Raw genomic sequence first — 12,559 nt, 5'->3', positions numbered from 1 at the left:
GGGACGGCTCCCGGCCGCCGGTGGGGCGCCGGTCGCGTCACCCGGACGGGCCTGTCCGATTCCGTCCGCACCATCTGATGGCCGACCGCCTGTTTGTGCGAGTCTGTTCGGCGTGTCTCTCCTCAGGCGTCTGCATCCACTGGACTGGCTGGCCGGCGGGCTGCTCGCGCTCGGTGTGCTGTGCGTCGCCACGGGTCTGCTGCCCACCGGGCCCGCCGGGGACGTGATGGAGCGCATCGGTCCGCTGCTGGTGTTCCTCGCCACGGTGATCGTCCTCGCCGAGCTGACGGGCAAGGCCGAGGTCTTCGACGTGGTCGCCACCTGGGTGGCGCGGGCGGCCCGCGGAAACTACCTCCTCCTCTTCGGTCTCTGCGTGCTGTTCGCGTCCGTCACCACGATCACTCTCAACCTGGACACCACGGCGGTACTGCTGACCCCGGTGATGCTGGCGCTGGCGACGCGGGTGGGCATCGCGGCCGTGCCGCTGGCGATGACCACGGTGTGGCTGGCCAATACGGCGAGCCTGCTGCTTCCCGTGTCGAATCTGACGAACCTGCTGGCCGCGGACCGCGTGGCACTGGCTCCGTCGGAGATGGCCGCCACCATGTGGGCACCGCAAGTGGCGTCCATCTCCGTCACGATGGCCTGTCTGTGGGGCTTCTACTGGCGCCTGGGCCGGCGCGGCGAGCTGCGCTACGAGCCCCCGTCGCCGCCGCGCCCGGCGGACCGGGTCCTGTTCCGCGTGTGCGCGCTGGCGTGCGCCGGATTCCTGCTGGCGATCCTCCTCGCCGACGTGCCGCTGTGGACGGCGTCGATGACGGCCGCGCTGATCGTGCTGGTGGCCTTCGCGGTGCGCAGCCGGGAGGCGCTGCGCCTGTCGCTGATCCCCTGGCGGCTCCTCGTCCTCGTCCCGGGGATGTTCCTGGTCGTGGAGACCGTCAACGCCCATGGGCTGCACGAGATACTGACGACGGCGATGGGCTCCGACAACGGCGTGATGGGGATGCTCCGGTCCGCCGCGGTCGGCGCGGGCTTCTCCAACGCGCTGAACAACCTCCCCGCCTACATGGCCGGCGAGGCGGCCATCCCCGAGGCCAACCACGAGCAGCTGCTCGCGCAGCTCATCGGCGTCAACGTGGGTCCGGTCATCACGCCGTGGGCCTCGCTGGCCACCCTGCTGTGGTTCGAGCGGTGCCGCTGGCACGGCACCCGGATCGAGCTGGGCCGCTTCCTCGGTACGGGGCTGGTGCTGGCGGTGACGGGCACACTGGCGGCGACGGTGGCACTGGCGGCCACCACCTAGTGCTGTGACCGGCGCGGTGGGCCGGTCGGCCCGGCGCATCACCCCGATGCCCGCTCGGCCGCCGCGCCCACCTCTCGCAGCAGGTGGGCCAGGGTCTCGCCGCGCGCGGCGACGAAACTGCGCCCGCTGTCGTCCCCGGCGAAGCCCGGTCTGAACTCCGCCCCGGACAGCGTGCGCAGCTCCACCCCCGCCTCGGCCGCGAGCAGCGCCCCGGTCGGCAGGTCCACGCCCTCGGCCCGGTAGCCGACGAAGGCGTCGATGGTGCCGCGCGCCAGCAGGCTCCAGCCGAGCAGGGGCGCCCACAGCTGCAGTACGCGCCGGCAGTGCAGTTCGAGCGCCCCGCGCAGCGCAGCCGCCGTCGGGTCGCCGCGCCGCACGGCGTACCCCTGGGTCCAGGCGACGACGGGCCCGGTGCGCGGCAGTGCGTGGTCGGGACCGGGCAGCGCCCCGGCCGCCCCGTGGGCTCCCCGTCCCTTGACCGCGTGCCAGGTCTCGCCGGTGACGGGCTCGTGCACCACGCCCATCACCGGGGTGCTTCCCAGGCACAGCCCGATCCCCACCACATAGGCGGGCAGTCCGATCGCGACGTTGTTGCTGCCGTCCAACGGGTCGACCAGCCAGGTGCGCTCACCCGCCGCGTCGAGGAGCCCGGCCTCCTCGGACAGGATCCGGTCGTGCGGGAAGTGCCGCTGGATGCGGCCGAGTACGAGCTTCTCGGCGGCGAGGTCGAGGTCCACCACCACGTCCCCGGACTCGCCCTTCGTCCGCAGGCACTGCGCCGTGCCGAAGCGCCTGCGCAACAGGCCGCCCGCCTCCTGGGCCGCGGCGACGGCGACCTGCAGCTCGCGCTCGAAATCAGGCCCGCTGTTCGGCATCGATCCTCCTGAGGACGGTATGGGCGCTGCGCACCGTCTGCCCCGTGTCGCACAGCCGGCGGGTCGTGCGGCGCGGGCGGCCGTCGAGCGGCCCCAGCGAGAGGTCGACCTGCCCGGGGATCGAGAACCCGTGCACCAGGGTGGCCGCGGGGGCCTCGCCCGCCAGGGCGGTGGCGTGGAACTCGCCCGCGGCCAGGGTGTAGCTCTCCCCGCCGGAGGTGATGTGGGCGGGGCCGATCTCACTGCGCACCAGGAGCGGGGTGGGCCGGATCTCGTCCACGCCGTCGCTGCGGCTGCACACCTCGAACACCCGATGCGTCGCGCCGGCCTCGCCGTCGGCCACCGCGCTGGTGTGCACGGGGAGGTTGGCCACCCGGCCGTAGAGCACGTGGCTGCGCAGCTCCCAGCTGTGGCAGTGCATGGGCGACGCGTCGGGCTCGGGGCGGTTGCCGGCCTCGAAGAGATGCACACAGACTCCGCGCGGGCCCTCTCTCAGCAGCGGGAGGCAGAGGAATCCGAGGGGATGACGTACAGCATGTAACTCCCGTGTCCCGGTGGCGATTTCCTCCAGGGTGACGAGAGACCTTTCAAGCTCGTAGTCCATGGGTGCGCGCCTGGGCGCCTCACCTCCTGTAGGGGTCCTCCGCGTGCAGGGCCTTCTCGATGATCTTGCCGATGTCGCTGTCGGTGAAGACGCGCGGCAGCGGGAGCCGCAGCTCGTCGAAGAGCGTCCGCACCTCGTCGACGGTGGGCTCCTGGCCGAGTGGCGAGGCGACGCGCAGGTCGAGAGCGGTGGCCTGCTCGCGGCTCTGGTGCAACTCGGTCACGTAGTAGTCGTAGAGCGGCTGTCCCCGCTCCACCAGCAGGTTGACCCGGGACTGGTCGTCCTGGGTGATGACCAGGCAGGTCTCGGACAGGTCGAAGCGCAGGGTCGGCACGGCGGACGACAGGTGCACGCTGATTTCCAGCGTCGTGAGCTGCCGCTGGTACCAACAGGCGGCGAGAACCGTCGCGTACGACTCCCGCCGGACCCGGTCGGTGGTCCACACCTCGTCGTTCTGGCGCTGCCTGCCGAACATCTGCCGGAAGCGGGCGTACGCGGCGCACGCCCGCTCGTCGGCCGGGTTGACGATGTCGATCTTCACATTGAGCTGCGACCGCTGCTCCTTGGCCGCGCTCACGCACAGGGGCAGCGTGACCGCCCGCAGGTAGGTGCCCGTACCGCCCTTGAAATACCAGAGGTTGGTGTGCTGCCGGGCCTCGCGCAGGGCCTCGCCGACCTCGTTGCCCGAGAGGGACCGCACCATGGCGAGGTCTTCCAGGGCGCGGCGGGTCCCGCTCATGGCCTCCTGAATGCTCGCGGGGCGGCGTACGCGCTCCACGATCGACCCGGTCGCGAGCAGACCGAGCACGACGAGGGTGGCACCGGAGGACACGTCGTCGTCGATGACGTCCCCGAAGATGTCCAGGAACCCGACCACCATCGCGATGAACAGGGCGACGACCACGTCGGCGTTGCGCAGCACCCAGGCCACGAAACGCTCCAGCCGCCCGACATGCGCCGTCATGGACGCACCCCCCTCCCCCGCCCGTGCACCGATGGTAGGAGATGCCCCCGCGGCGCCACCAGTGGCACTTATCGGCTACCCGCGCACACCCGGCGGTCGTAGAGCGCACACACCGTCAGCCGGACTGCCGGGCAGCCCTGTCGGGAAGGAAGAGGACGGTGGTGAGGGTGCCGAGGAGGACGATCACGGTGTTGACGACGACCGCGGTCGTGATCCCCGCATGGATGTCCGGCTGCGACGCCGCGATCGCCGACATGATCGGCGTACCCATCGTGATGCCGATCTGCTGCGTCATCGTCGCCAGGCCCGTCGCCATGCCCTGCTCGTGATCGGGCAGGCCCGTCGTCGCCGTCACCATGAATCCGACGATCACCAGCATGTTGCCGATGCCCCCCGCGAACGTCGCGACCAGCAACAGCCACATCGTCCCCGAGGTCTCCCCCAACCCGACCAGGCTCAGCGTCGCGGCCGCCTGCAGCACGCCACCCGCCACGAGCGTCGTACGGGTGCTCGTCGCGGCGATCACCCGCGGCGCGACCGAACCGCCGATGACCGTGCCGATGCCCAGCACGCCGAACGACAGGCCGGCCGTCAGCGGCGAGAAGTCGAGCACGTCCTGGAGGTGGAGCGTCATCAGGAAGACCAGGCTCGTCTCCGTCAGGAACGCGAGCAGACCCGCGATGTTGCCCCAGGCCACCGTCTTCCTCTTCAGCACCGACACCGGCACCAGCGGACTCGCCGACTTCGACTCCACCGCGTAGAACACCACCAGCAGCACCGCACCGGCGGCGAGCCAGCCCAGCGCCGCACCCGAACCCCAACCGCGTTCGCCCGCCTGTGTCAGACCGTAGATCAAGGCGAGCAGACCGGACGTCACAGCCGCCGCACCCGGCAGGTCCAGCTTCGGGCGGGTGGTGGGACGGGACTCCTTGATGACCGCGGGGGCGATGATCAGGACGGCCAGCGCGACCGGGACGTTGACGAGGAACGCCCACCGCCACGACAGCAGATCGGTCAGGACACCGCCCAGGATCGCGCCCGTCGTGAAGCCCGCGGACATCAACGCACCGTTCAGACCGAGTGCCTTCTGCCGCAGCGGGCCCTCGGGGAACGAGGTCGTCAGCAGCGACAGACCCGCCGGGGTCACGGCCGCCGTCGCCAGCCCCTGGAAGACGCGGGCGATCAGCAGCATCTCCGGACCGTTCGCCAGACCACCCGCCAGCGAGGACAGGCCCAGCACCGCCAGACCCGCCAGGAACAGCCGGCGGCGGCCGAACAGATCCGCGACCCGCCCGAAGAGGAGGGTGAACCCGGCGGCGCACAGGGCGAACGACGTCGCGATCCACTGCAGATCCGACAGGGAGAATCCGAGCCCGTCGCCGATCACCGGCAACGCCACGTTCAGAATGGAGAAGTCGACCGCCAGCATGAACTGCGCCACCAGCAGCACCACCAGCACCAGCTTCAAACGCCCGTCCAGACGGACCGGCGCCCCGGACCCTGCGCCGTCTCCCGCACCGGCATCCGCCCGCACACCCTCGACAACCGACATCGCCACGCATCCTCTCGCTCACGCAACACGGTGTTGCCCGGTCGACTGTGGTGCGGGCGGCGGGAGTTACCCAGCCCCCTGGTTGTGCTGGCGCCGGGGAAGCTGGCACTGCCAGGGCCACCTTCGGGGCCGCTGTCCGGCGCCCTCCCCCGGCACACTGGAGGACATGGACACACCCACTGCCCTGGGCGCCTTCCTCCGTACCCGCCGCGCCCAGCTCCAGCCCGAGGACGTCGGGCTCCCCTCCCACGGCACCCGCCGGCGGGTGCCCGGGCTGCGGCGCGAGGAGCTCGCGCTGTTGGCGGGCGTGAGCATCACCTACTACACGCACCTGGAGCAGGGGCAGAGCACCAACGCCTCGGACAGCGTCCTCGACTCCCTGGCCCGCGCCCTGCGCCTGACCCCGGACGAGCACGCGCATCTGCTCGACCTGGCCCGGCCGCCCCGCACCAAGCGGACCCCGTCGCCCCGCCCCGAGTACGCCCGGGACGCCACGCGCCGCCTGATCGGCGCGATGCCGCAGGTCCCCGCCGTCGTCCTGGACGGCCGCAACAACGTGCTCGCCTGGAATCCGCTGGGCCACGCCCTGCTCGCCGGGCACCTCGACCTCGCGAGCCCCGACGATCCGGCCGTGCGCCCCAACCTCACGCGGATGCTGTTCCTCGACCCGCACACCCGGGAGCTCTACACGGACTGGAAGAGCGAGGCCCGCGTCGCCCTGGCGGCGCTGCGCCTGGTCGCCGGACGCAATCCCGAGGACCGCGCGCTCGCCGAGCTCATCGGGTCCCTGATGCTGCAGAGCCCCGACTTCGCCTCGCTCTGGTCCAAGCACCCCGTACGGGACTGCACCGTCGGGACCAAGACCCTGCACCACCCGGTCGTGGGTCCGCTCACCCTCGATTTCGAGAGCCTGCACCTCACCGACGGCACCAACCACCGGATGCTGCTCTACAGCGCCCCCGAGTCCTCCCCCTCCGACGCGGCGCTGCGCATGCTGTCGAGCCTCACCGCCGATCGCGCCGGCGCGGGGCGCGAAACCCCGAAGCCCGCGTCGGCGGATGCGGACACGGGCTTCGGGGGCGGGGGCGGAGGCGGAGGCCGGGGGCGGTAGGACGGCCCGGTCAGACCTTCCTGACCACGCTCGACTTCAGCTGCATGGCGCCGAAGCCCTCGATCTTGCAGTCGATGTCATGGCCGTCGACACCCTCGACGAGGCGGATGTTGCGCACCTTGGTGCCCGCCTTGATGCCGGAGGTGCTGCCCTTGACCTTCAGACCCTTGACGACCGTCACCGTGTCGCCGTCGGACAGCACGTTGCCGACCGAATCCTTGATCACCCGCTCCTCGGAGGCGCCACCGGCCCCGGCGGCGGCCGCGGCCGGCTGCCATTCGTGTCCGCACTCGGGGCAGATCAGGAGCGCGCCCATCTCGTAGGCGTACGCGCTGTTGCACTCGGGGCAGGGGGGCAAGGAGGTCTCGGTCACCTCACCAGTGTATTTCAGGCCATCGGTGCAGATCAGCGCGCCGTCGGCCGACACCGGCTTTCCCGGAAGCCGCGAGGACGGTACCCGGCTTGTGCAAGAGTCCGGGTCGGCGCGGATCACCCGCTCACGCCCACCCAGTCCAGGAGGTCCATGTGTCTGCCGCATCGAGCTACGCGTCCGGGGTCTGTGAGGTGCCGCTGCTGGGCGACACCATCGGCGAGAACCTGGACCGCACCGTGCGGAGGTTCCCCGGGCGCGACGCCCTCGTGGACGTGGCCGCCGGGCGCAGGTGGACGTACGCGGAGCTGGCGGCCGACGTCGACGCCCTCGCGCTCGGGCTGCTGGATCTGGGCATCGTCCGGGGGGACCGGGTCGGCATCTGGGCACCCAACCGCGCGGAGTGGACGCTGGTGCAGTACGCCACCGCCAAGATCGGGGCGGTCCTCGTCACCGTGAACCCCGCGTACCGCTCCCACGAACTGGAATACGTGCTCCGGCAGTCCGGGGTCCGGCTGCTGGTCGCGGCGGAGCGCTTCAAGACCTCCGACTACGCGGCCATGATCGAGGAGGTGCGGCCGCGCTGCCCGATGCTGGAGTTCACGGCCCTGCTGGAGGGACCCCTCTGGGCCTCCCTGCTGGAGCGGGGACGGCGGGGCGACCCGGCGGACCTCGTGCGGGCCCAGGCCGCGCTCAGCCCGGACGACGCCGTCAACATCCAGTACACCTCGGGGACCACCGGCTTCCCCAAGGGCGCCACGCTCTCGCACCACAACATCCTCAACAACGGCTTCTTCGTGGGCGAGTTGTGCCACTACACCGAGCGCGACCGGGTCTGCCTCCCGGTGCCCTTCTACCACTGCTTCGGCATGGTGATGGGCAATCTCGCGTGCACCAGCCACGGTGCGGCCATGGTGATCCCCGCGCCGTCGTTCGATCCGGCGGCCACCCTGGCCGCGGTCGAATCGGAGTCGTGCACCTCGCTCTACGGCGTCCCCACCATGTTCATCGCCGAACTGGCCGATCCCGGCTTCGACGGGTACGACCTGTCCAGCCTGCGGACCGGGATCATGGCGGGCTCGCCCTGTCCGGTGGAGGTGATGAAGGAGGTCATCGACCGGATGGGCATGACCGAGGTGTCCATCTGCTACGGGATGACGGAGACCTCCCCGGTCTCGACGCAGACCCGCGCCGACGACTCGATCGAGCGCCGGGTGTCCACCGTGGGCCGCGTGGGGCCGCACCTGGAAGTGAAGGTGGTCGATCCGGTCTCGGGGCGGACGGTGCCCCGCGGGGAGCCGGGCGAGCTGTGCACCCGCGGCTACTCGGTCATGCTCGGCTACTGGGCGGAGCCGGAGCGGACCGCCGAGGCCGTCGACGCGGCCCGCTGGATGCACACCGGCGACCTGGCCGTCATGGACGACGACGGGTACCTGAGCATCACCGGCCGGATCAAGGACATGGTGATCCGCGGCGGCGAGAACGTGTACCCGCGGGAGATCGAGGAGTTCCTGCACGCCCATCCGGACGTACTGGACGTGCAGGTCATCGGCGTTCCCGACGCGAAGTACGGGGAAGAGCTGATGGCGTGGGTGCGGATGCGCGACGGCGCCGAGCCGCTGACCGCGGCCGCCGTACGGGCGTACTGCGACGGGCGGTTGGCCCACTTCAAGATCCCGCGCTACGTGCACGTCGTGGAGGAGTTCCCCATGACCGTCACCGGGAAGATCCGCAAGGTCGAGATGCGCGAGGCGGCGGCCCGGCTGCTGGAACAGCGCTCGTAGAACGGCGCGTTGCGGACCGGACCACCCCGTTCCTGACCGATGATCTTACGTAGGCGCGGCGTCGCCCGACCCGACCGGTCCGCGGCGCCGCTCCTCTTTGCCCTGCCGACCGACCACCGGAGGACCACAGTGACCCCGCCCATGACCCGACGCCTGACCCTCAGCGCGGCCCTGCTGGCGGTGATGGCCGCCGTGACGCCGGTGTCCACCGCCCACGCGTCCCCGGTCACCCCCGACATGGAGGCGCTGACCCAGGCGCTGCGGAACACGACCGACGCCGGAGCGCCGGGGGCCATGGCCCGCTTCACCGGCCCGGCCGGCGTCAAGACCCAGGCCCTGGGCGTACGCGACAAGAGCACGGGCGCGGCCATGAACCCCCAGGCCCGCTTCCGGATCGGCAGCGTCAGCAAGACCTTCTCCGCGGTCGTCCTGCTCCAGCTGGCGGGCGAGGACCGGATCGCCCTGGACACCTCCGTCAACCACTACCTGCCCGGCCTGCTGCCCGACGACCGGATCACCGTGCGTCATCTGCTGACCCACCGGAGCGGACTGGCGGACTACACGAACGCCATGTTCGACAAGACCGTGCCCGGCTTCGAGGCCGTGCGGAACAAGGTGTTCAGCTACCAGGAGCTGGTGAAGCTCTCGCTGAGCGAACCGAGGACCACCGAGCCCGGCGCGGCGTACAAGTACTCGAACACCAACTTCGTCGTCGTCGGCATGCTCATCGAGAAGATCACCGGCAACGGGGTGGCCGCGGAGTACGACCGGCGCATCATCAAGCCGCTGGCCCTGCGGAACACCTCCTACGTGCACCCCGGGACGCGGATCGACGGACTGCACGCGCGCGGCTACCTCCACCCGGACGAGGCCGGGGCGCCCCTGGTCGACTCCACCGAGCAGACCGTTTCCTGGGCCCAGTCCGCGGGGGCGATCATCTCCAGCCCGGCCGATCTGAACTCCTTCACCTCCGCGCTGCTCGGCGGCCGGCTGCTGCCGGCACGGATGCTGGACGCCATGCTCACCATGACCCCGACCGACACCACGAACACCCGGTTCTACGGGCTGGGCCTGCGTCGCTACGACCTCTCCTGCGGCACGTCGGTCTACGGCCACACGGGCACCGTGCAGGGCTTCTACACCTACGCCTTCTCCACCCGCGACGGCCGGCGCAGCCTCTCCGCCATGGCGAACACCTCGAACAAGGGGGCGGCCAACACCGCCCTCGGCGGGACGCTCGAAGCCGCGTTCTGCGGCAAGCAGCCCGGCAAGCCCACCCAGCGCGGGCTCGGATTCACCCCGGCCGAGATGGACCTGCCCGAGCAGCGCTGACCCCTTCGCGCACGCTCAGCCGTTGCCCACCGCGTCGTCGCAGGCCGGGCAGACCCGGTTCGCGTACTGCGGGTCGAACCACCCGGAGCCGGGATGCCCGGCAGGCTGCCACGGGGCCGTTCCCATGGCGAAGGTGTCCCTGCCGCAGAAGGTCCGCGGACCGGGGACGGCCGTCATTCCCGGGGCGGTGGGCGCGGCGTGCACGCGCAGCACGAGCGCGTCGCCGCCTGGGGAGGAGCCCCCGGAGCCGTGCTCGGTCACCGGTGCGCCGAGCTCGTACACCACGACAATCTCGCTCATACCCCGACGGTAGGCCGCTCGGGGGCGACTTGCCGAAATCGACACCGCGAACTCCGGGGAATAACGATCCTGACGACTCATCAGGTCATCCGTCCCGGACTCTTGACTCTGTCGGCGCCAGTGGCGATCCTCGTCGCAATATTTGTGCGGTCCATGACAAGCCACGCCGGTGGCCGAACCGCACCCTCCGCTGACCGAAGACGTGAGTGATGACCATTAATCGACACACGCACCACAGGCGTAGGCCCCTGGCCGTCATGTCATTGCTCCTCGCCGTGGTGGCCATGGTGCTCGGCCCCGTGCCCAGCTCCGCCGCCGACCCCGGCTGGTGGAACCCGGTCGCCCGGCCCGCACCCGACTCCGACATCAACGTCACGGGCGAGCCCTTCAAGGGAACCGACTCCGAGGGCCGGGTCCGGGGCTTCGTCGACGCGCACGACCACCTGATGTCCAACGAGGGCTTCGGTGGCCGTCTCATCTGCGGCAAGCCGTTCTCCGAACTGGGGGTGGCCGACGCGCTCAAGGACTGTCCCGAGCACTATCCGGACGGCTCGCTCGCGATCTTCGACTTCATCACCAAGGGCGGTGACGGCAAGCACGACCCGAACGGCTGGCCCACCTTCAAGGACTGGCCCGCCCACGATTCGCTGACCCACCAGCAGAACTACTACGCCTGGGTCGAGCGAGCCTGGCGCGGTGGTCAGCGGGTGCTCGTCAACGACCTCGTCACCAACGGCGTGATCTGCTCGGTCTACTTCTTCAAGGACCGCAGCTGCGACGAGATGACCGCCATCCGCCTGGAGGCGCAGAAGTCGTACGACATGCAGGCCTACATCGACAAGATGTACGGCGGCCCGGGCAAGGGCTGGTTCCGGATCGTCACCGACTCCGCGCAGGCCCGCGACGTCATCAAGCAGGGCAAGCTGGCCGTCGTCCTCGGGGTCGAGACCTCCGAGCCGTTCGGCTGCAAGCAGATCCTGGACATCGGGCAGTGCAGCAAGGCGGACATCGACCGCGGCCTGGACGAGCTGCACAAGCTGGGCGTCCGCAGCATGTTCCTGTGCCACAAGTTCGACAACGCCCTGTGCGGGGTCCGCTTCGACCAGGGCGCGCTCGGCACCGCGATCAACGTGGGCCAGTTCCTGTCGACCGGCACCTTCTGGAAGACCGAGAAGTGCACCGGCCCGCAGCACGACAACCCCATCGGCCTGGCGGCGGCGCCCTCGGCGGAGAAGGAGCTGCCCGCGGGTGTGGCGGTCCCCTCGTACGCCGCGGACGCCCAGTGCAACACCCGCGGTCTCACCGAGCTCGGCGAGTACGCGGTGCGCGGGATGATGAAACGCAAGATGATGCTCGAAGTCGACCACATGAGCGTCAAGGCGGCGGGCCGGGCCTTCGACATCCTGGAGTCCGAGTCGTACCCGGGCGTGATCTCCTCGCACAGCTGGATGGACCTCAACTGGACCGAGCGCCTCTACAAGCTCGGCGGTTTCGCCGCCCAGTACATGAGCGGCTCCGAGGGGTTCAGCGCGGAGGCCAAGCGCACGGACGCGCTGCGCGACAAGTACAACGTGGGCTACGGCTACGGCACCGACATGAACGGTGTCGGCGGCTGGCCCGGCCCGCGGGGCGCGAACACCCCGAACCCGGTGAAGTACCCCTTCCGCAGCGTCGACGGCGGCTCCGTCATCGACAAGCAGACCACCGGGCAGCGCACTTGGGACCTCAACACCGACGGCGCCTCGCACTACGGCCTGGTGCCGGACTGGATCGAGGACATCCGGCTGGTCGGCGGCCAGGACGTGATCGACGACCTGATGCGGGGCGCCGAGTCCTACCTCGGCACGTGGTCCGCGTCCGAGCGCCACAAGGCCGGGGTGAACCTCGCCTCCGGAGCGTCCGCCTCGGCGTCCACGTCCGAGTGGTGGAACCCGTTCGTGAGCTACGCACCGGGCCGGGCCGTCGACGGGGACACGGGCACCCGCTGGGCGAGCGAGTGGAACGACAACCAGTGGCTCCAGATCGACCTGGGGTCCGCGAGCCTGGTCAAGCGCATCACCCTCGACTGGGAGGCCGCGTACGCACGGGGCTACCGCATCGAGGTGTCCGCCAACGGCACGGACTGGCAGAGCGTATGGTCCACCGACTCCGGTGACGGCGGGCTCGACACGGCGCGGTTCTCGGGCGTCTCGGCGCGCTACGTACGCGTCCAGGGGCTCCAGCGCGGCACTCAGTGGGGCTACTCCCTGCACGAGGTCGGGGTCTACAGCGGCTGACGGCCGCAGCAGTCGGGGGGGGGGGGGGGGGGGGGGGGGGGGGGGGGGGGGGGGGGGGGGGAGAGGGGGGGGGGGAGGGAGGAAGGGG

The 12,559-nt window shown here is 70.8% G+C and carries 11 protein-coding genes; 5 read left to right on the top strand and 6 right to left on the bottom strand.

The features are described 5' to 3' along the window. The first annotated feature begins 112 nt into the window (after positions 1 to 112). On the top strand, positions 113 to 1,303 hold the full coding sequence (locus tag ACZ45T_RS10460; protein ID WP_468439493.1) for an SLC13 family permease: 1,191 nt from the start codon (positions 113 to 115) through the stop codon (positions 1,301 to 1,303). A 38-nt stretch (positions 1,304 to 1,341) separates the two neighbouring features. On the opposite strand, the gene ACZ45T_RS10455 is transcribed toward ACZ45T_RS10460, so the two are convergent. The 4 genes from ACZ45T_RS10455 to ACZ45T_RS10440 form a co-directional block, all read right to left on the bottom strand. After that, complete coding sequence (locus tag ACZ45T_RS10455) at positions 1,342 to 2,178, bottom strand: inositol monophosphatase family protein (RefSeq protein WP_468439491.1); 837 nt, start codon at positions 2,176 to 2,178, stop codon at positions 1,342 to 1,344. Then, complete coding sequence (locus tag ACZ45T_RS10450) at positions 2,159 to 2,647, bottom strand: hypothetical protein (protein WP_468439490.1); 489 nt, start codon at positions 2,645 to 2,647, stop codon at positions 2,159 to 2,161. The genes ACZ45T_RS10455 and ACZ45T_RS10450 overlap by 20 nt, the downstream gene beginning before the upstream one ends. A 154-nt stretch (positions 2,648 to 2,801) precedes the next feature. Further along, a complete protein-coding gene (locus ACZ45T_RS10445; protein ID WP_468439489.1) occupies positions 2,802 to 3,746 on the bottom strand; it encodes a hypothetical protein in 945 nt (314 codons plus the stop codon). Between the two features lie 115 nt (positions 3,747 to 3,861). Beyond that, the gene (locus tag ACZ45T_RS10440; RefSeq protein ID WP_468439487.1) at positions 3,862 to 5,298 is read right to left on the bottom strand and encodes an MFS transporter; all 1,437 of its coding nucleotides are present in this window, start codon (positions 5,296 to 5,298) and stop codon (positions 3,862 to 3,864) included. Positions 5,299 to 5,464: 166 nt separating this feature from the next. Between ACZ45T_RS10440 and ACZ45T_RS10435 the strand changes: the two genes are divergently transcribed. After that, entirely contained in the window at positions 5,465 to 6,409 is a 945-nt protein-coding gene (locus tag ACZ45T_RS10435) for a helix-turn-helix domain-containing protein (RefSeq protein ID WP_468439485.1), read from the top strand. Between the two features lie 10 nt (positions 6,410 to 6,419). Here the strand turns inward: ACZ45T_RS10435 and ACZ45T_RS10430 are convergent, their stop codons facing one another. Beyond that, positions 6,420 to 6,782 carry a zinc ribbon domain-containing protein YjdM gene (locus ACZ45T_RS10430; protein WP_468439483.1) on the bottom strand — a complete coding sequence of 121 codons (363 nt, stop codon included), beginning with the start codon at positions 6,780 to 6,782 and terminating at the stop codon, positions 6,420 to 6,422. Positions 6,783 to 6,934: 152 nt separating this feature from the next. Here ACZ45T_RS10430 and ACZ45T_RS10425 point away from each other — a divergent pair, with 152 nt between their 5' ends. After that, complete coding sequence (locus tag ACZ45T_RS10425) at positions 6,935 to 8,563, top strand: AMP-binding protein (protein ID WP_468439481.1); 1,629 nt, start codon at positions 6,935 to 6,937, stop codon at positions 8,561 to 8,563. A 141-nt stretch (positions 8,564 to 8,704) separates the two neighbouring features. Further along, positions 8,705 to 9,895, top strand: a complete 1,191-nt coding sequence (locus ACZ45T_RS10420; RefSeq protein WP_468439479.1) for a serine hydrolase domain-containing protein — start codon at positions 8,705 to 8,707, stop codon at positions 9,893 to 9,895. A 15-nt stretch (positions 9,896 to 9,910) separates the two neighbouring features. Here ACZ45T_RS10420 and ACZ45T_RS10415 read toward each other — a convergent pair whose 3' ends face one another. Next, a complete protein-coding gene (locus ACZ45T_RS10415) occupies positions 9,911 to 10,195 on the bottom strand; it encodes a hypothetical protein (RefSeq protein ID WP_468439477.1) in 285 nt (94 codons plus the stop codon). 257 nt (positions 10,196 to 10,452) lie between these two features. Here ACZ45T_RS10415 and ACZ45T_RS10410 point away from each other — a divergent pair, with 257 nt between their 5' ends. Then, a complete protein-coding gene (locus ACZ45T_RS10410) occupies positions 10,453 to 12,471 on the top strand; it encodes a galactose-binding domain-containing protein (protein WP_468439475.1) in 2,019 nt (672 codons plus the stop codon). The last annotated feature ends 88 nt before the right edge of the window (positions 12,472 to 12,559 follow it).

The sequence above is a fragment of the Streptomyces sp. NPDC030995 genome, from assembly GCF_055571215.1.
This window is presented reverse-complemented; position numbering and strand designations above follow the sequence as displayed.